General features: G+C 57.0%; 18 protein-coding genes. 5 read left to right on the forward strand and 13 right to left on the reverse strand.

What is annotated here, in order from left to right; genetic code table 11:
• The first annotated feature begins 109 nt into the window (after positions 1-109).
• Complete coding sequence (locus UR289_RS02395) at positions 110-520, forward strand: YbhQ family protein (protein ID WP_014883088.1); 411 nt, start codon at positions 110-112, stop codon at positions 518-520.
• Here the strand turns inward: UR289_RS02395 and UR289_RS02400 are convergent.
• From UR289_RS02400 to cecR, 5 genes are read right to left on the reverse strand one after another with little or no spacing between them, the layout of a single operon-like run.
• A complete protein-coding gene (locus tag UR289_RS02400) occupies positions 482-1,588 on the reverse strand; it encodes an ABC transporter permease (RefSeq protein ID WP_023310860.1) in 1,107 nt (368 codons plus the stop codon). The two genes, UR289_RS02395 and UR289_RS02400, sit on opposite strands and share 39 nt — an antisense overlap.
• Before the next feature lie 9 nt (positions 1,589-1,597).
• Positions 1,598-2,731 (reverse strand): ABC transporter permease, encoded by a 1,134-nt coding sequence (locus UR289_RS02405; RefSeq protein ID WP_320709099.1) that lies wholly within the window; start codon positions 2,729-2,731, stop codon positions 1,598-1,600.
• Entirely contained in the window at positions 2,721-4,460 is a 1,740-nt protein-coding gene (locus UR289_RS02410) for an ATP-binding cassette domain-containing protein (RefSeq protein ID WP_182383200.1), read from the reverse strand. The genes UR289_RS02405 and UR289_RS02410 overlap by 11 nt, the downstream gene beginning before the upstream one ends.
• A complete protein-coding gene (gene hlyD, locus UR289_RS02415; protein WP_087822211.1) occupies positions 4,453-5,448 on the reverse strand; it encodes a secretion protein HlyD in 996 nt (331 codons plus the stop codon). The genes UR289_RS02410 and hlyD overlap by 8 nt, the downstream gene beginning before the upstream one ends.
• Positions 5,445-6,122, reverse strand: coding sequence for a transcriptional regulator CecR (gene cecR, locus UR289_RS02420; RefSeq protein WP_214538240.1), 678 nt, complete (start codon positions 6,120-6,122; stop codon positions 5,445-5,447). Before cecR ends, hlyD begins: the two co-directional genes overlap by 4 nt.
• 207 nt (positions 6,123-6,329) lie before the next feature.
• Between cecR and rhlE the strand changes: the two genes are divergently transcribed.
• From rhlE to ybiB, 3 genes are all read left to right on the forward strand, one after another.
• On the forward strand, positions 6,330-7,715 hold the full coding sequence (gene rhlE / locus UR289_RS02425) for an ATP-dependent RNA helicase RhlE (protein WP_096150598.1): 1,386 nt from the start codon (positions 6,330-6,332) through the stop codon (positions 7,713-7,715).
• Positions 7,716-7,812: 97 nt separating this feature from the next.
• Positions 7,813-9,978, forward strand: coding sequence for an ATP-dependent DNA helicase DinG (dinG, locus tag UR289_RS02430; protein WP_320709100.1), 2,166 nt, complete (start codon positions 7,813-7,815; stop codon positions 9,976-9,978).
• A gap of 353 nt (positions 9,979-10,331) precedes the next feature.
• A complete protein-coding gene (gene ybiB / locus UR289_RS02435; protein WP_320709101.1) occupies positions 10,332-11,294 on the forward strand; it encodes a DNA-binding protein YbiB in 963 nt (320 codons plus the stop codon).
• A gap of 116 nt (positions 11,295-11,410) precedes the next feature.
• Here the strand turns inward: ybiB and ybiJ are convergent, their stop codons facing one another.
• From ybiJ to mcbA, 3 genes are all read right to left on the reverse strand, one after another.
• Positions 11,411-11,671: a DUF1471 family protein YbiJ gene (gene ybiJ / locus UR289_RS02440; RefSeq protein ID WP_023310874.1), complete on the reverse strand. Its 261-nt coding sequence runs from the start codon at positions 11,669-11,671 to the stop codon at positions 11,411-11,413.
• A 285-nt stretch (positions 11,672-11,956) separates the two neighbouring features.
• Complete coding sequence (locus UR289_RS02445; RefSeq protein WP_039261413.1) at positions 11,957-12,223, reverse strand: DksA/TraR family C4-type zinc finger protein; 267 nt, start codon at positions 12,221-12,223, stop codon at positions 11,957-11,959.
• Between the two features lie 122 nt (positions 12,224-12,345).
• Positions 12,346-12,612 carry a DUF1471 family periplasmic protein McbA gene (gene mcbA, locus UR289_RS02450; RefSeq protein ID WP_032661263.1) on the reverse strand — a complete coding sequence of 89 codons (267 nt, stop codon included), beginning with the start codon at positions 12,610-12,612 and terminating at the stop codon, positions 12,346-12,348.
• 243 nt (positions 12,613-12,855) lie between these two features.
• Here mcbA and rlmF point away from each other — a divergent pair, with 243 nt between their 5' ends.
• Positions 12,856-13,767 (forward strand): 23S rRNA (adenine(1618)-N(6))-methyltransferase RlmF, encoded by a 912-nt coding sequence (gene rlmF, locus UR289_RS02455; RefSeq protein ID WP_167818301.1) that lies wholly within the window; start codon positions 12,856-12,858, stop codon positions 13,765-13,767.
• Positions 13,768-13,815: 48 nt separating this feature from the next.
• On the opposite strand, the gene ybiO is transcribed toward rlmF, so the two are convergent.
• The 5 genes from ybiO to dps form a co-directional block, all read right to left on the reverse strand.
• Positions 13,816-16,029 carry a mechanosensitive channel protein gene (ybiO, locus tag UR289_RS02460; RefSeq protein WP_320709102.1) on the reverse strand — a complete coding sequence of 738 codons (2,214 nt, stop codon included), beginning with the start codon at positions 16,027-16,029 and terminating at the stop codon, positions 13,816-13,818.
• Positions 16,030-16,153: 124 nt separating this feature from the next.
• Positions 16,154-16,876 (reverse strand): glutamine ABC transporter ATP-binding protein GlnQ, encoded by a 723-nt coding sequence (gene glnQ / locus UR289_RS02465; protein WP_087822220.1) that lies wholly within the window; start codon positions 16,874-16,876, stop codon positions 16,154-16,156.
• Positions 16,873-17,532 (reverse strand): glutamine ABC transporter permease GlnP, encoded by a 660-nt coding sequence (gene glnP / locus UR289_RS02470; RefSeq protein WP_003858462.1) that lies wholly within the window; start codon positions 17,530-17,532, stop codon positions 16,873-16,875. Before glnP ends, glnQ begins: the two co-directional genes overlap by 4 nt.
• An 84-nt stretch (positions 17,533-17,616) precedes the next feature.
• A complete protein-coding gene (glnH, locus tag UR289_RS02475) occupies positions 17,617-18,360 on the reverse strand; it encodes a glutamine ABC transporter substrate-binding protein GlnH (RefSeq protein WP_320709103.1) in 744 nt (247 codons plus the stop codon).
• Positions 18,361-18,722: 362 nt separating this feature from the next.
• Positions 18,723-19,226, reverse strand: a complete 504-nt coding sequence (gene dps / locus UR289_RS02480) for a DNA starvation/stationary phase protection protein Dps (protein ID WP_010428924.1) — start codon at positions 19,224-19,226, stop codon at positions 18,723-18,725.
• Positions 19,227-19,426 lie beyond the last annotated feature (200 nt).

Here is a 19,426-nt window from a genome sequence, read left to right on the forward strand (position 1 = left end):
CAATGAAAATAAAGTGTAGTCGTCGTCACAAAAAGATGCGGCGTTACGGAATTTTCCGTAAAGTGCGGTAGTCTGATTAAGCAGAGAAAAATCCTTCAGGAGAGAAGCCATGAAGTGGCAACAACGTGTTCGTGTCGCAACTGGCCTGAGTTGCTGGCAGATAATGTTGCATTTACTGGTCGTGGCCGTACTGGTGATGGGCTGGATGAGCGGCACGCTGGTGCGTGTTGGCCTGGGGCTATGCGTCCTTTATGGCGTCACCGTGCTGTCGATGCTGTTCTTACAGCGCCACCATGAAGCGCGCTGGCGCGAGGTGGGTGATGTGCTCGAAGAGCTCACCACCACCTGGTATTTTGGTGCGGCGATGATTGTGCTTTGGCTGCTGTCGCGCGTGCTGCAAAACAACCTGCTGCTGGCCCTGGCGGGTCTGGCTATCCTCGCAGGGCCTGCGGTCGTCTCGCTGCTGACCAAAGAGAAAAAGCTACGCAATGTTGCGTCTAAACATCGCGTACGCCACTGAGCCCGTCGTGGCCGCTATGACCAGTAGCGGCCACAAACTTCCCCAGACAATATCCAGACTCGCATCCTTCAGATAGATTTGCTTGGTGATGTCCGTAAAGTGCCGAATCGGGTTTACCCACGTCAGATCCTGTAGCCACACCGGCATGTTCTCGACGGGTGAAACATAACCCGAGAGCAAAATCGCGGGCATCATAAAGACGAAGACCCCGATAAACGCCTGCTGCTGCGTCGAGCAGAGCGCCGAGATCAGCAGTCCAAATCCCACCAGCGACAGCCCGTAAATGACCATCGTGAAGTAAAACAGCGCCAGCGAACCGGCGAACGGGATCTGATAGGCCCAAATTCCCACCCCCAGCACGATAGTGGCCTGAAACGTCGCGACGATCAGCGCCGGGACCGCTTTGCCGACGAAAATTTGCCAGGTGGCGAGCGGGGAGACCAGCAGCTGGTCCAGCGTGCCCTGTTCGCGCTCGCGGGCGACGGAAAGGGAAGTCACGATCATCACCCCGATAGTGGTGATCATGGCGATTAGCGACGGCACCACGAACCACTTGTAGTCCAGGTTCGGGTTGTACCAGTTACGCACCACCAGCTCGCTGTTGTTGGGCTTCGGTTTGCCCTCCATCAGCTCCTGCTGGTAATCCTTCACCACCTGCTGCAGGTAGTTGGCGGCTATCTGGGCGCTGTTGGAGTTACGCCCGTCGAGGATCAGCTGCATCGGCGCGGTCTGGAAGGTATCCAGATTGCGGGAGAAATCCGCCGGGAACCGCACCAGCAGCAGCGCTTTTTGCGTGTCGATGGTGGGCTGGATCTCCTGCGGGCTTTTCAGCAGCAGGATGTGGGTAAAGGCTTTTGCACGGGCAAAACGCTGCGTCAGCTCGACGGAATGTTTGCCGTTATCTTCGTTGTAAATGGCAATGGTGGCGTTGGTCACCTCAAGGGTGGCGGCAAACGGGAACAGTAAAACCTGGATCAGCACCGGCAAGACCAGAATGGCGCGGGTTTGCGGCTCGCGCAGCAGGGATTGCAGCTCTTTGCGTATCAACGTCCATAATCGGTGAAACATGTTCGCTCCTTAATCCAGTCGCCGTTTGGTTTTCATCCACGTCAACCCAATAAACATCGCCGCTGACGCCATTAAAAACAGCGTGTTGACGATCAGCACCACCGGAATATTCCCCGCCAGGAACAGGCTTTGCAGCGTGCTCACAAAGTAACGCGCCGGAATAACATAGGTCACGGCGCGGATCACCGCAGGCATACTGTCTATCTGGAAGATAAACCCGGACAGCATAATCGACGGTAAAAAGGCGGCGTTGAGGGCCACCTGCGCGGCGTTGAACTGGTTGCGGGTGATGGTGGAGATGAGCAGCCCCATGCCCAGCGTGCTGAGTAAAAACAGGCTGGTGATAAAAAACAGCACCACCAGCGAGCCGCGATACGGCACGCCGAGGATAAAGACTGAGACAAGCATACAGAGCAGCATCGCCAGCATGCCGAGGAAATAGTAGGGGATGAGCTTGCACAGCAGCAGCTCGACGCGCGTCACTTCGGTAGAGAGCAGCGCCTCCATGGTCCCGCGCTCCCACTCGCGGGCGATCACCAGCGAGGTCAGGATCGCGCCAATCACCGTCATGATAATCGTCACCGCGCCCGGAATAATAAAGTGCTGGCTGATGGCGGCGGGGTTAAACCAGTAGCGCGTCTGCACGTCGATCAGCGGTTTAAATTCTTCACCCCGGTCCTCCGCGCGCTGCATCTGCCACAGCTGCCAGATCCCCTCCGCGTAGCCCTGTACAAAGTTGGCGGTGTTTGGCTCGCTGCCGTCGGTAATCACCTGGATCGGCGCGTCGGTATTTGCCCGCGCCATGTTGGCGGCGAAATCCACCGGAATGACGATCAGGCCGCGAATTTTCCCGGCCTGCATTTTCTGGATCAACTCCTGCCTGTTATCGCTGATGGTGGCGTCAATGTAGGGCGATCCGGTCATGGCGTGAGTAAAGTTCAGCGCATCCTCACTCTGCTGCTCCAGCAATATCCCGACCCGCAGCTTGCTGGAGTCCAGGTTAATGCCGTAGCCAAAAATAAACAGCAGCAGCAGGGGGATGACTACCGCAATCAGCCAGCTGCTGGGGTCACGCACGATCTGCCGCGTCTCTTTAATGCACAGCGCGCGCACCCTGCGCCAGGAAATGGCATTACTGCGCATGGGCATTCTCCTTATCCCAGTCGTGGATGAGGGTGATAAACGCCTGCTCCATGGTCGGATCCGGAACCTCATCGTCGGCGGCCTGGTTTTTCAGGTCGTCCGGGGTACCGTGGGCAATCAGCTTGCCGCGATACACCAGCCCGATGCGGTCGCAGTACTCCGCCTCGTCCATGAAGTGGGTGGTCACCATCACGGTCACCCCTTTTTCCACCATGCTGTTGATGTGCAGCCAGAACTCACGGCGGGTAATGGGGTCAACGCCTGATGTCGGCTCATCAAGAAACAGAATATCCGGCTCGTGCATCAGCGAGCAGGCCAGCGCCAGCCGCTGCTTAAAGCCGAGCGGCAGCTCGTCGGTGGCGTGGGAGGCAATGTTGGTTAAGGCGAAGGCGTCGCTCATGCGGCGGATTTTCTCGTTCTGTGCCCGCCCGCGCAGGCCGTACACGCCGGAGAAAAAGCGCAGATTCTGTTCGACCGTCAGGTTGCCGTACAGCGAAAACTTCTGCGCCATATACCCGAGATGCTGGCGCGCCTTGCCGGAGCTGACCTTCAGGTCCATATCCAGCACCAGCGCCTTGCCGGACGTCGGCACCAGCAGGCCGCACATCATCTTAAAGGTGGTCGATTTTCCCGCGCCGTTCGGCCCGAGCAGGCCAAAAATCTCCCCGCGTTTTACCGAAAAATTGACGTTATCGGTAGCGGCGAAATCCCCGAACTTTTTGGTGAGGGATTTGGCTTCAATCACCGTTTCGCCCGGCGTGCCTTCCACCGTATGCAAAATGGCGGCAAGCGGCGACTCTGAGGTACCCGCGCCGCCCAGCAGGTCGATAAACGCGTCCTCAAAGCGCGGCGCGGTCTCTTCCATCTCGATCTCAGGCATGCCGGGCGCCTGGCGAATATCGTCGACGGTGGCCTCTTTTTTGAGGATCACCCGTACCGAGCGGCCCTGGATCATCCCGTCGCTGACCTGCGGCAGCCTGAGCACCCGCTGCAGCAGCCTGCGGTTAGACTCCTGCGGGCTGTGCAGCAGGAAGCTGCGCCCGGCCATGCTCTGCGTCAGCGTCGTCGGCTCGCCCTGATAAAGCAGTTCGCCTTCGTTCATCAGCAGCACGTCCCGGCACTGTTCCGCTTCGTCGAGGTAGGAGGTGCTCCAGAGGATCAGCATCCCGTCGCCCGCCAGCTCGTGCACCATCTGCCACAGTTCACGGCGCGAAATCGGGTCTACGCCGACGCCGGGCTCATCCAGCAGCAGCACTTTCGGCTCGCCAACCAGCGTGCAGGCCAGCCCCAGCTTCTGCTTCATCCCGCCGGAGAGCTTGCCCGCCAGCCGGTCGGTGAACGGGCCGAGGGAGGTAAACTCCAGCAGGCGCGCGAAGGTTTTCTGCCGCGTTTCGCCGGTGACGCTGCGCAGGTCGGCGTACAGGTTCAGGTTTTCCATCACCGTCAGGTCTTCATACAGGCCAAACTTCTGCGGCATATAGCCGAGCATGGCGTGAAGGGCTCCGTCATCCTCGATCGGGTCAAGACCGAGCACGCTGGCGCTTCCTTCATCCGGCTTGAGCAACCCCGCCAGCATCCGCATCAGCGTGGTTTTCCCCGCGCCGTCCGGACCGACCAGCCCGGTCACATAGCCTTTCCGGATGGTGCAGTTCAGCGGCGCGACGGCCGGTTTGTCCATTCCCGCGAAGCGTTTAACCAGATTGTTGAGCTGAATAACCGCGTCATTCATGTCGTTCCCCGTTGTCTACTTTTGCGGTGACGGGCATGCCCTGACGCAGCGCGTCGTCCGCATCGGTCACGATGATGCGCAGGCGATACACGAGGTCGGTACGCAGGTCCGGTGTTTCAACGGTTTTCGGCGTGAATTCGGCGGTAGGGGAGACAAAGCCCACTTTGCCGTGATACGGCTTGTCCGGGCGACCGTCGGTATAAAGCAGCAGTTCGCGGCCCGGCTGCATCTGGCCGAGATTCGGCTCATCAACGTAGGCGCGTACCCAGACCGGGCGGGTCAGGGAGAGCGTTAAGACGGTGCTGCCCGCGCTGAGCATGCTGCCCGGCTCCACGGCGCGGGTCATCAGCATGCCGTCAGACGGCGCGATTAAGGTAGTGTCGTGCAGATCCAGCTCTGCCTGAGCCAGCTGCGCCTGCGCCTGTTCAAGGCTGGCTTTCGCCTGGGCGATATCCTGCGGGCGGTTACCGGTGTGGTACTGGCTTAACTTATCCTGCGCGGACTTCAGCGTTGCCTGCGCCTGGTCGCGGGACGAGCGCGCATTTTCCAGATCGTTGGCAGAAATGGTGCGGCTTTTCCACAACCCCTGCTGGCGCGCGTAGAAGTTCTGCGCGTAGTCATAGGCGGCTTGCGCCTGCTTAACGGCAGCGGCGGCCTGGGCGATCTCTTCGTCGCGATAGCCTGCCAGCATCAGGTCATACTGCGCCTGGGCGACGGACACCCCCGCTTTGGCCTGCAGCAGCGCATTCTCATAGGGCGCTTTATCCAGCATCCCCAGCGTCTGCCCGCTTTTAATGGCATCGCCTTCGTCAACGCTCAGCGAGGCGAGACGTCCGCCCACGCGGAAGCTCATGTTCACCGTGCGAATATCCACGTTGCCGTACAGCGTCAGGCCTTTATCCTGATGGCTCTGATACCACAGCCATCCACCGACTCCGGCGGCAAGCAAAACAACAACCACCAGAATGATGGCGACAGGTTTTTTCATGACTTCAGGCTCCTTTGCGTTAAGCCTTGCAGGATCAGATCGACGTGACAGGCGATCACCTTGCTAATCTGCGCGGCTTTATCCTCATCAAATTGTGTCCAGCCGGTGCGTAACAGGATGGTTTCCCTGCCCAGACGGAAGGCAAGAATTTCCCCCAGCAGGGCGTGGGTATGCAAAATTGTCTCGGTATCACTGGCGTCCCGCCCGGTATAGGCGGCGATCAGCCGGGTCAGGTGCGAGTGCATTGGCTCAATCACCCGATCGTGTACCCGCTGGTAGGCGACGGTCGGGGAGAGCTGCTCCCGGGAGATAAACTTGCTCAGGTTGAGCGTATCGTCGTGCGTCAGCAGGCGGATCATATCGTGGCAGGCATAGAGAATAAGCTGGCGAACGGCGGCGCGATCGGGCGACGGCTGGCCGAGCAGCGCGGTGGCTTCCTCAACGTGCGGGTGAAACTGCGTGCCGATAAAATCGGCGATCCACTCGGCGCAGGCGAGGTATAAATCCTCTTTTGAGCCAAAATAGTAGGTAATCGCCGCAATGTTCTGCCCGGCCAGCGCGGCAATATCGCGGGTGGTGGCATGCAGCCCGTACTCACCAAACTGCGCCAGCGCGGCGGCGATAAGCTGATTTTTAGCCTGTTCACCTTTGGTTGTTGTGGGGGTCGTATTCATGGCGGCATTAAGAATTAATCAATCGATTGATTAAGATTATGCCTGATTCACGCTAACGTCGAGGGAACGCTGAGGGATATTTTATGCGCCACGTCACAAAAGCTGCTACACTCCGCTCCTTCGCGACATTGTGGTTTTTGTCCTCCCCTATTCGTTATATCTCCCTGAAAACTACACCTGTGATGGTCGGGGCGGTTCGGAGTTTTTATGTCTTTTGATTCCCTTGGCCTGAACCCGGAAATTCTGCGCGCGATCGCAGAGCAGGGCTACGTTGAGCCAACCCCAATCCAGCTGCAGGCGATCCCCGCCGTTCTGCAGGGCCGTGACCTGATGGCGAGCGCCCAGACCGGTACCGGCAAAACCGCTGGTTTTACCCTGCCGCTGCTGGAACTGCTGGTAAAAAACCAGCCGCACGCCAAAGGCCGTCGTCCGGTTCGTGCCCTGATCCTGACCCCAACCCGCGAGCTGGCGGCGCAGATTGGTGAGAACGTGCGTGACTATAGCCGCTATCTCAACATTCGTTCGCTGGTGGTTTTCGGCGGGGTAAGCATCAACCCGCAGATGATGAAGCTGCGCAGCGGCGTCGACGTTCTGGTTGCGACTCCAGGTCGCCTGCTGGATCTGGAGCACCAGAATGCGGTGAAGCTGGACCAGGTTGAAATTCTGGTGCTGGACGAAGCCGACCGCATGCTCGACATGGGCTTTATCCACGATATTCGCCGCGTGCTGGCCAAGCTGCCTGCGCGTCGTCAGAACCTGCTCTTCTCTGCGACCTTCTCCGACGAGATCAAGGCGCTGGCGGAAAAGCTGCTGCATAACCCGCTGGAAGTGGAAGTGGCGCGCCGCAACACCGCCTCCGAGCAGGTGACGCAGCACGTTCACTTTGTGGATAAAAAGCGCAAGCGGGAACTGCTCTCCCAGATGATCGGCCAGGGCAACTGGCAGCAGGTGCTGGTCTTTACCCGCACCAAGCACGGCGCCAACCACCTGGCGGAACAGCTGAACAAAGACGGCATTCGCAGTGCGGCGATCCACGGCAATAAGAGCCAGGGCGCGCGTACCCGTGCGCTGGCTGAGTTCAAATCCGGCGACATCCGCGTGCTGGTGGCGACCGACATCGCCGCCCGTGGCCTTGACATTGAAGAGCTGCCGCACGTGGTGAACTACGAGCTGCCAAACGTGCCGGAAGATTACGTTCACCGTATCGGCCGTACCGGCCGCGCGGCGGCAACCGGTGAAGCGCTCTCTCTGGTCTGCGTGGACGAGCACAAGCTGCTGCGCGACATCGAGCGCCTCCTGAAGAAAGAGATCCCGCGCATCGAAACCCCGGGTTACGAAGTGGACCCGTCGATCAAAGCCGAGCCGATTCAGAACGGTCGTCAGGGCGGCGGTGGACGTGGTCAGGGCGGCGGCGGTCGCGGTCAGCAGCCGCGTCGTGCCGAAGGCGGCGCGCCGAAATCATCCGGCAAACCGCCGCGTCGTAACAACGACAGCAAACCGGCGGGTGAAAACCCGTGGCGCAGCGGCGAGGGGAAACCGGCAGGAGAAGGGCAGCGTCGACGCCGCCCGCGCAAGCCTGCTAACCCGCAGTAATCTGGAAGCCCGGTCGTAAAGCCGGGCTTTTCTTTTTGCGGCAGCGAAGAGAAAGTGCCACAATAGTGGCTGTTTATACAGTATTTCAGGTTTTCCGATGGCTTTAACCGCTGCGCTCAAGGCGCAAATTGGCGCATGGTATAAGGCGCTACAGCAGCAGATCCCCGACTTTATCCCCCGAGCGCCGCAGCGGCAGATGATTGCTGACGTGGCAAAAACGCTCGCCGGGGACGACGGGCGACATCTGGCGATTGAAGCCCCAACCGGCGTCGGGAAAACCTTGTCGTATCTTATTCCCGGCATCGCGATTGCGCGGGAAGAGGACAAAACGCTGGTGGTCAGCACCGCCAACGTGGCGCTGCAGGATCAGATCTTCAGCAAAGATTTACCCCTGCTGCGCAAAATCATCCCCGACCTGCGGTTTACGGCAGCCTTTGGGCGCGGGCGTTACGTGTGCCCGCGTAACCTGGCGGCGCTTGCCAGCAGCGAGCCGAATCAGCAGGATCTGCTCGCGTTTCTGGATGACGAGCTAACGCCAAACAATAAGGCCGAGCAGGAGCAATGTGCAAAACTCAAAGTCGAGCTCGACGGCTATAAGTGGGACGGCCTGCGGGATCACACCAGCCAGGCCATCAGCGACGACCTGTGGCGCAGGCTCAGCACCGACAAAGCGAGCTGCCTGAACCGCAACTGTCACTACTACCGCGAGTGCCCGTTCTTTGTCGCCCGGCGCGAGATTCAGGAGGCGGAAGTGGTTGTGGCAAACCACGCGCTGGTGATGGCGGCGCTGGAGAGCGAAGCGGTGCTGCCGGAGCCTAAAAACCTGCTGCTGGTGCTCGATGAAGGCCACCATCTGCCGGACGTGGCGCGGGATGCGCTGGAGATGAGCGCCGAAATCACCGCTCCGTGGTTCCGCCTGCAGCTGGATCTCTTCTGCAAGCTGGTAGCGACCTGCATGGAGCAGTTCCGCCCGAAAACCACGCCGCCGCTGGCGGTACCGGAGCGTCTGAGCGACCACTGTGAAGAGGTTTACAGCCTTATCTCGTCTCTGAACAACATCCTGAATCTTTATCTTCCTGCAACCCAGGAGGCCGAACACCGCTTTGCCATGGGCGAACTGCCGGACGAGGTGATGGAGATCTGCCAGCAGCTGGCGAAGCATCTGGAAAAGCTGCGCGGGCTGGCGGAGATGTTCTTAAACGATCTCAGCGAGAAAACCGGCTCGCATGACGTGGTGCGTTTGCACCGCGTCCTGCTGCAGATGAACCGCGCGCTGGGGATGTTCGAAGCGCAGAGCAAGCTCTGGCGGCTGGCCTCGATGGCGCAGGCGTCCGGCGCGCCGGTCACCAAATGGGCGACCCGCGACGTGCGGGACGGGCAGGTCCATCTCTTTTTCCACTGCGTGGGCATCCGCGTGGCCGATCAGCTGGAAAAGCTGATCTGGCGCAGCGTGCCGCACGTGGTTGTCACCTCTGCCACGCTGCGTTCCCTGAACAGTTTCTCAAGGCTGCAGGAGATGAGCGGGCTAAAAGAGAAAGCGGGCGACCGTTTCGTGGCGCTGGACTCGCCGTTTAACCACTGCGAGCAGGGCAAGCTGGTCATTCCGCGCATGAAATTCGAGCCGCTCATCGACAACGAAGAGCAGCACATCGCGGAAATGGCGGCCTACTTCCGCGAGCAGGTCGAGAGTAAAAAGTACCCCGGTATGCTGGTGCTGTTTGCCAGCGGGCGGGCGATGCAGCGTTTCCTCGAACACGTCACCGATCTGCGTTTACTCCTGCTGGTGCAGGGGGATCAGCCGCGCTACCGGCTGGTGGAAACCCACCGTAAGCGCATTGATAACGGCGAGCGCAGCGTGCTGGTGGGGTTGCAGTCGTTTGCTGAAGGTCTGGATTTGAAAGGCGACTACCTGACGCAGGTGCATATCCATAAAATCGCCTTCCCGCCTATCGACAGCCCGGTGGTGATTACCGAGGGGGAGTGGCTGAAAAGCCTCAACCGCTATCCGTTTGAGGTGCAGAGTTTGCCTGCGGCGTCGTTTAACCTGATTCAGCAGGTCGGGCGCTTGATTCGTAGCCACGGCTGCTGGGGCGAGGTGGTGATTTATGACAAACGTCTGCTCACCAAAAATTACGGCCAACGGCTCCTGAACGCGCTGCCGATCTTCCCGATCGAACAGCCGGAAGTGCCTGAGGTAAAAAAACGCCCGGCAACACTGACTTCCGGGCGTAAGAAAAGCCTCCGCGCTAAGGGGCGCAGGTAAAGGCCGATCCAGACATAGCGGGGCCTGTGGTAACTGCGGTCCTCGTTTGGATATAGCGTACGCCGAACCCCAGAGCGCTAACCACCGTGCAATGGATTTGCTGAGACGATGTATACGCGGTGACAGGCTGCCTTGCCTGGATATCTCATCGTGACCCTTAATGACTTTCCACTCTTTATTTAGACAAATAATGAAGCGTCAAGAATCTACTGTAGAAATCGCAACTAGCTGGAATAAGTCCAGCATGTCTTTTTTGTCATAAAAACAGAACCTTGATTCTGGAGAAAAAACTAACCTCCGGATATTCAACAGGGCTATATTGTTAACAAGATGATTTTTTCAGGAGTGATGCCGTGGATTATCGCAAGATTATCAAAGAGGTAGGCAGAGGCAAAAACCACGCCCGCGATCTGGACCATGAAATCGCGCGTGCGCTTTATACCCGCATGCTGGAGGGCGACGTCCCCGACCTGGAGATGGGGGGCATTCTGATCGCGCTGCGTATCAAAGGCGAAGGTGAAGCGGAGATGCGCGGCTTCTATGATGCCATGCAGGCGCAAACGCTGCGCTTAACGCCGCCGGTGGCAAAACCGATGCCGATTGTGATCCCGAGCTATAACGGCGCGCGCAAGCAGGCAAACTTAACCCCGCTGCTCGCTATCCTGTTACACAAGCTGGGGTTCCCGGTGGTGGTGCATGGCGTTAGCGAAGATCCCACTCGCGTGCTGACGGAGACCATTTTCGGGATGCTGGGCATCGAGCCAACGCGTCATGCCGGCCAGGCGCAGGCGAAGCTGGATGGTCATCAGCCTGTTTATATCCCGGTCGGCACGCTCTGCCCGCCGCTGGAAAAGCAGCTCGATATGCGCTGGCGCATGGGCGTGCGCAACAGCGCGCACACGCTGGCGAAACTGGCCACGCCGTTTGGTGAAGATGCCGCCCTGCGTCTTTCCAGCGTTTCGCACCCGGAATACGTGGCGCGCGTGGGGCAGTTCTTTGAGGCTATTGGCGCAAGGGCGTTGCTGATACACGGAACGGAAGGAGAGGTTTATGCGAACCCGCAGCGCTGCCCGCAGGTGATGCTGATTGATTCTGCAGGCACGCGCGCCATTCTTGAGCGCGGGGAAGAGAATACCGGTGTGATACTGCCTGAGGCAAAAGATCCCCATACTACAGCCCACTGGATTGAGCAGTGCCTTGCCGGAAATGTTCCTGTTCCGCATTCGATCAAGCTGCAGATGGCCTGCTGTTTGCTGGCTACCGGAGAAGTGGAATCCGTTCAGGCCGGGCTTGAACGCGTGGCGCAGGCGTTTTAGACAAAAAAAAGCCCGTCCAGTGGCGGACGGGCAAGCAAGGGTAACAACAACAGGGTCAATGAGGGTGGAGCAGCTCACCAGAGGGTATGGCGAGGGTACAGCATTCGTTCAGTCGATTATTTGTAGATAACCGCGGTACCGCTCAGCTTGTTATTGCCGTTAGCGGAGGTAATGGTGTATCCGCTTGCACCGGCAGCAGCGGCTTTCTCAGCCAGTTTGGCTTCCAGGCCGTCCAGAGTGGTTGCGCCATCAGCACTCACCACACCGACTTTGTTCATGTTCTGTGCCTGAGTAGAAGAGACAGGCTCTACGGCGAAAGCGCCGAAAGACAGAGCGGACAGGGCAACAGCAGCTACAGCATATTTGATGGTTTTCATAATTAATCTCTCGCAGGTGTTTCTGTTAAGGGGACGATGTTCCGTCGATGTGATAAGTATCACGGTTTTTTGCGAGTGATAAAATCGAAGAGAATTGACGTGGTTGCTCAAAAAAATTGAATGACAAATAACTTATTGAATATTAATAAATTCAAAGCACCCCTTTACACTTCTTGCGGATGCGCTTTACAGAAGCGATACGAAGGGCACGTTTTGCTACGCGTCTGGCTAAAAACCGTGAGCGTAAAGGAACGTGCAGGCTCGGTTAGCCTGGGTAAAGCAAAGTCAACGTAACTGGCTGTCTTTCGAACCTCTGCGATTATATCCCGAGTGTGATGCATTTTTTGAATCTTTATGCTGCTGGCAGGCAATGCAAAGCCGTACGCCGGGAATGGCTTTTCGGCGCGCCTCGGGAATAGGTTCTCCGCATTCTTCGCATTCCGTTAAGCTCTCGCCGCGCGGAATTTCACCGCGGGCACGCGCAACCGCATCTTCAATTGTACTGTTGATCTGTTCGTTAACAGCGTCGTCATTTGCCCAGCCGGAAGCCATAGCGTCCTCCTGAAATTGGTTTAGGCCATACGTTTACTATGGGGTTAAAAAATGAACAATCAAGGCGAAGGGAGAAGAGAACTGCACCCGTTGGGCAGATGCAGTCTTGTGGAAGAGACAGGTTATTTATAGATAGTCGCAGTGCCGTACATATGGTTATCTCCGCCAGCGGAGTTCACCACGAATCCTTTTGCACCTTCCTGACGGGCTTTTTCGGCGAGTTTAGCCTGTAGGTCGTCAAGGTTACTGGCACGGCTTACCGAAACGGTGCCCGCAGGGCGTAGCTGGCTGGTGTCAGTACTCTGGGTCAGCGACTGGACGGCCATGGCAGAGAAGGACGCGGTCGCCAGGGCGGCTGCGATAACAGCAAGGGTCAGGTACTTTTTCATAATCACATCCTCATGAGGAAACAACAGGTGATTCCCTTTAAGTTTAGAAGCCTGACGAGTGTGACTTAGCGCAAATATTTGATGATGATATGCTTATTTTTTGAACGATATAAATTGACAATTCGCTGACGGATCATAGACATAAAGGTGTTTGATTTATGGCGGTTTTTTGAGCGTCGCAGAGAAAGATTTACCGTTGGGCCTGCAAAGGGTATCTTACGCCGCTGTTTAAAGGAGAATGCCATGACTGCCCAAAAGCCGGGATTGCACCCGCGAAATCGCCACCGCAGCCGCTACGACATGAACGCGTTATGCCTGAGCTGCCCGCCGCTGAAGGACTATCTTGTTCAGACCCCAGCGGGTGAGCCCTCGGTTAACTTTGCCGACCCGCAGGCGGTTAAAATGCTGAACAAAGCCCTGCTGGCGCATTTTTACGGTGTGGCTCACTGGGATATTCCGGAAGGCTTTCTCTGTCCACCCGTGCCGGGCCGCGCGGATTACGTTCATCACCTTGCCGACCTTCTTGCCGAAGGCAATGAGGGTGTCGTGCCACAGCAGGCCACCATTCTGGATATTGGCACCGGGGCGAACCTGATTTACCCGCTGATCGGGGCGCATGAATATCAGTGGCGCTTTACCGGAAGCGAAATCGGTGACGAGGCTTTTGCCAGCGCCCAGGCGATTATCAGCGCTAACCCGGGATTAAGCCGCGCCATTCGCCTGCGTCGTCAGAAAGATGCAGGGTCGATCTTCAACGGCATTATTCACAAAAACGAAAGCTATGACGCTACGATGTGCAATCCGCCGTTCCATGATTCGGCGGCATCGGCCCGTGCGGGCAGCGAGCGCAAGCGCCGTAACCTCGGTCAGGCTGAAGATGCCGCGCTGAACTTCGGCGGACAGCAGCAGGAGCTCTGGTGCGACGGGGGCGAAGTGGCGTTTATCCTGCGCATGATTGCGGAAAGCAAACAGTTTGGCCGTCAGGTGAAGTGGTTCACGACGCTGGTTTCCCGCGGGGATAACCTGCCGCCGCTCTACCGCGCGCTGACCGAAGCGGGCGCCGTAAAAGTGGTGAAAAAAGAGATGGCGCAGGGCCAGAAACAGAGCCGCTTTATCGCCTGGACGTTTATGGAAAACAACAAACGTCGCAAATAGAACTCCGTCGTAGGCCGGGTAAGGCGAAGCCGCCCCCCGGCAACCAGGTTACAGCGTCGGCTCCTGCGGCGGGAGCGGCGATGCGGGCGGCGGCAATACCTGATAGGTCTGCACGGGCATCCGCACGTTCGCCAGATCGAAGTGTTTCTTCACCATGCTGTCGAGCGCAAAGCGCACCGTCCACTGCTTCAGCGGCTGGGTGGTGAACGACACGCGCAGGGTAAACGCCGTGTTCGTCAGCCCGACGATGCCGGCAAATGACGGTTCTCCGATCACCAGCCCGCGAATGTCCTCCATCTGCATCAGTTCTTCTACCGCATCGCGCAGCGCCTGCTTCGCTTTGTCCGCATCCTCGTGGCGATCCACATCATAGTTCGCCACAACGGAACCAATCCCGCGCACAAAGTTGGCGAAGGTGGTGATCGAAGACCAGGGGATGATGTGGTAGGCCCCGGTGTCCTGACGCACGCCAACCGAACGGATGGACATCCTCTCCACGGTGCCGGTTAACGGTCCGATGGTCACCAGATCGCCCGTGTTCATCCCGTTCTCAAACTGAATGAAGATGCCGGTAATAATATCCTTCACCAGCGTTTGCGAGCCGAAGGAGATGGCCAGCCCCAGGGCACCGGCACCCGCCAGCAGCGGGGCAATATTCACGCCGATTTCTGACAGCACGATCATGATGGTGATGGTGCTGATAATCACCGCCAGCGCGTTGCGGAACAGGGTGAGCAGCGTTCTTGCCCGGGCGCTGGGCAGGGGCCTGCCGTGAATATCCGACACCAGGCGGTTCTCAATAAGGCTCGCCAGCAGCGTCCAGCCGACGGCGGAGAAGAACAGGATCAGCGCGATGCGAATCAGGATGTCGACCGTTTTTTCACCCGCACCGTTGTGCAGCCAGTTCCAGAAATCAAACAGGCTCCACGCATTCAGAAGCAGCATAATCGCCACGCAGACGGTGAGAATGCGCGCCACTTTGAGCGATACCGACATCCAGCCGTTTACCCGTTTTTGCAGTTCCGGGTAATTACGCTGCACCTGCGGCGACAGGGTGATGGTTTTCGAGATCCATCGCGACAGCAGCCCCGACACAAAGGCCGCGATGCCGATAATGGCCAGGCTTTTGAACGTCGCCCCCATCATAAATTTCAGACTATTGCCCGGGTCAAACAGCGAGAAGAAGCACAGCACGATGAAGTAAGCGCTTGCCAGCCAGTGCCACACCAGGGCGAACGCGCGAATAAAGAGGCTAAAGAACGAGAGGGAGCGATCGGCCAGATTCAGCAGGCTTTGGGTAATGGTTTTTTTATTGTGGAAGATCAGATACAGCGACCAGACGGTAATGCAGATCATGATCAGCACGTTTGCCAGCGCGCCAAACTGGACGTTCACCTGGTTGGAGATGATCGGCACGGCAACCAGCAGGCCGTAGCCAATCAGCCCGCTGAGCACGCTCAGGCGCAGCGCCCAGTACTTCGCGCTCGCATCCCGAATGGAGAAAGGCCGCAGCTCCGGCACGTGCGGACAAAAGAGTAACCGCAGCAGCGCCTTGAAGAATTCAATCAGGGCAAAGGCATTCAGGAAAAGCGACTGCTGGAAGGCGATGGTTTTGTTGCCTGCATTCAGCCTGTCGGCCAGCATCTGGCCTAAAAACAGCGTCAACGCCAGCAGCAGTAAATCGATGATAAACGCTGAGGCTATCATCAACGGCAGGTGCAGCCAGCTGCTTTTATGCTGATTCTTCCTGCGTCCCCATTGCCCCATTTTGCGGTACAGCGGCCACGCGCACAGACGCACCAGCCAGTAAAAAAGAAATACCGCACCCGCCAGCATCAGGAACTGCGTGGCGGCGGCGGTAAACGTTTGCGGGTTAAACGGCTTGTGCGGGGAGCCAATCAGGTTGCGGTACAGCTGAGCGAAGCGTGAGGAGAGCGCTTCTCCATAGTGGCGGCTCACGTCGGTGACGTTTTCCAGCACCGTTTTTTGCTCCTCAACCTGCGGCGGGGTGAGGGTTGGCACCGACTCCTGCGGCGGCGTGGCGGCGGCTTTGCGCAGCTGGCCAATGAGCTCCTGCCGGGAGGTATCGTTTTCAAGGACGTCGGCAAGCGCACCGTAGGCGGCTTTTTTCTGTTCAACATCGGGTTCCGGAGGCGACGTATTTTGCTGGGTCGCAGGGGTTCCGGTGGTCACGCCGGGGATCGCGACGGCGAACGAAGGCGCACTAAACAGGCTAATCAACAGCAGCAGGATCCACGGCACGGCGTCCTCCGGTGAAAATGTCGAACAAAATGATAAGTATAGAAGTCGGGGCGAGGAGGGGGATTTTTGGGAACAATCTGGCGTAAAAAAGCCGGGCAAGCCCGGCTTAGCGTAAAGCGATGGATCAGGAGACGTGCTGCAGGAACTCCTGCAAACGCTGGCTCGGCGGGTTCGCAATCAAGTCCTGCGGGTTACCGTCTTCCGCGATACGGCCTTTATCAATAAAGATCAGGCGGGACGCCACTTTTTCGGCAAAGCCGATTTCGTGGGTTACGATAACCATCGTCATCCCTTCTTCCGCCAGATCCTGCATGACTTTCAGCACCTCGTGGCGCAGCTCCGGGTCGAGTGCGGACGTAGGCTCATCAAACAGCATCATTTTCGGTTTGACCGCCAGGGCGCGGGCAATCGCCACACGCTGCTGTTGACCGCCGGAGAGCTCGGAAGGGAAGTGGTGCGCACGTTCTGCCAGGCCGACTTTCGCCAGCAGATCTTTTGCCAGCGCTTCCGCCGCCGCTTTGCTGGCACCGCGCACGCGCAGCGGGCCAAACATCACGTTTTCCAGCGCCGTCAGGTGCGGGAACAGGTAGAACTGCTGGAACACCATGCCCGCTTCCTGACGAATCAGACGGTCGTCCACTTTTGGGTCGTTTACCTTCAGGCCGTCGACGATCAGATCGCCGCTGGTGATCTCTTCCAGCTTGTTGATGCAGCGCAGCAGGGTGGATTTACCGGAGCCGGATGGCCCAATAATCACCACCACTTCACCCTGTTTTATGTTCAGATCGATATTGTGCAGCACCTGGGTTGGGCCAAAGTGCTTGGAAACGTTTTTAAATTCAATCACAGGATTTTCATCCTTCTTTCAAGACGACGCAGAACGAAGCTCAGAACCAGAGTAATGATCAGGTAGACAACGGCTACCGCACTCCAGATTTCCAGCGCGCGGAAGTTGCCAGCAATGATCTCCTGCCCCTGGCGGGTCAGCTCTGCCACGCCGATAACAATGAACAGCGACGTATCTTTAATGCTGATGATCCACTGGTTACCGAGCGGCGGCAGCATGCGACGCAGCGCCAGCGGCAGAATAACGTGGCGGATCGTTTCGCGACGAGAAAGACCTAGCGCCAGACCGGCTTCACTGAAACCTTTATGAATCGACAGCACCGCACCGCGGGTGATTTCCGCAATGTAGGCGCCTGAGTTGATCATAATGGTGACGACGGCCGCGCTGAACGGGTCGATGCGCAGGTCGGTGAACGCCATAGGCAGGGCGAAGTAGATGAACATGACCTGCACGACAATAGGCGTGCCGCGGATCACTTCGATGAAAACCAGTGCGATGTGGTTTGCGATCCAGCCGCCGTAGGTGCGGGCGAAACCGGCGACAAGACCGATAATCAACCCACCAACCAGACCCAGGACCGAAATCCACAGGGTCATTTTAGCGCCTTCAAGCAAGAGTGGAATGGCAGGCCAGATGGCGCTCCAGTCAAACTGCATGATAATTTCCTGTTACTGTTACCGTGTTTCAAAAATAGCAGGGGCGAAAGGTCGCCCCCGAGTGAACGTCATTTTTACGTCTTATTATTTAGGCTCGGTACCGAACCATTTTTTGTAGATTTCGTTATAGGTGCCGTTCTCTTTCAGCGTTTTCAGCGCGCCGTTAACTTTCGTGCGCAGGTCGTCGCTGCCTTTCGGGAACGCGATACCGTACTGCTGCGCTTCCAGAGACTCGCCAACGGCTTTGAACTTGCCGTTACCGGCTGTCTTAATGAAGTACAGGATGTTAGGCGTGTCGTGCAGAACAGCGTCAGCACGGTTGGTGCCGAGTTCCATGTACGCGTTGTCGATGTTCGGGAACTGACGCAGGTCTTTGGTTTTGATATTTGCTTTCGCGTAATCAACAGAACCGGTGCCGCTCTTCACTGCCACCACTTTGCCGTCGAGCTCTTTCACGCTTTTTACGTCGTTATTATCGGCTTTGACCATGACCAGCAGGCCGCTTTTGTAGTAGCCGTCAGAGAAGTCGATCGCTTTTTTACGTTCATCGGTAATGGTGATGCCTGCCAGTGCCAGATCAACGTTTTTGGTTTGCAGTGCCGGGATGATGCCGCTGAAGTCCATAGGCTTCAGGGTGTAATCCAGCTTGAGTTCTTTTGCGACAGCGGCCCACAGATCCACATCAAAACCAACGTATTTATCACCCTGTTTGAATTCAAACGGAACGAACGCCGTGTCGGTCGCCACAACCAGTTTGTCGGCAGCCTGAGAGGACACTGCAAAAGCCAGGGTAAGTGCAGCCAGTGAAACTTTTAATACAGACTTCATAGCATTTCCTTTTATATCCACGGGGCGATCCCCTGCGAGAACAGGTGGCACAATGAAAAAATCGTGCCAACTTTACAAGCTATTGTTTTGCAAAGGGGATGATGTCATGCATTGCACAATAAATGGGGCAATGAGGCTTTATTGCACCAAAGTGGAGCACCGTTTTGGTGCGCTTCGTTTGGCTCAACTGACGGGGAGATATTTAGCGTAAATTCTGACGAAAAAACAATCTTCCGTTAACGGTTGTGTGAGGTGATTATTACATTTCGTTCACTTTTGCAGGTGTGCAGACAAAAACTGTGCACCATAGATGTGCAAAACCCTCACCGGAGGGCGAGGGTTTGATAGAAAATTCGTATGAATTATTCGATGTTAGATTCGATAAACCACAGGAACTGGTCCAGGTCGCGGGAGGCGGCAGTGAAAATGTCTGCGGTATCTTCGTCTTTGGCTTCGCCGATCGCTTTGCGCACGTCATTGGCCACAATCGCGTAGCGGTCCGCCAGCTCTTTCAGGTGATCCTGAACGGTATGGATATCCAGCGGATAACTCTTCAGTGGCGTTTTGCTGTTGATCACCTGCGTGGTACCCAGCGCCACGCCGCCTAACTGAACGGCACGTTCAGCCATCGTATCGAGGTGGGTCACCAGTGCTGTGCGGAAGCCATCCAGCATTTCATGAACGGCAATAAAGTTTGCACCGCGCATATTCCAGTGGGCCTGTTTGGTGATCAGCGAAAGATCGATGAACTGGATCACCTGGCGATTCAGCAACTCAATGGTCGCCTTTTTGTCGCTATCCGATACATCGTTACGGGTATAAAGCAGATTAGACGCTTTCGTTTTCACCAGTTTAGCGGTACTCATAATCTCATATCCTCTTGATGTTTATGTCCCAGGTAATTACGGAACTAAGTATAGCACCGGATTTTTTCTCTGCGGTTTGGCTGTGCCTATCGGTTTAATAGCGAGAAGTGGCTTGTGAATTTAATTCATTGAAATGAATGGGTAATTTTAAAATTGATACAGATCAATCTTAATTGCTGGATGGGGATGTAAACGCAGAG

The organism is Enterobacter sp. 302C9, from assembly GCF_034106085.1.
GTDB classification, from domain to species: Bacteria; Pseudomonadota; Gammaproteobacteria; order Enterobacterales; family Enterobacteriaceae; genus Enterobacter; species Enterobacter asburiae_B.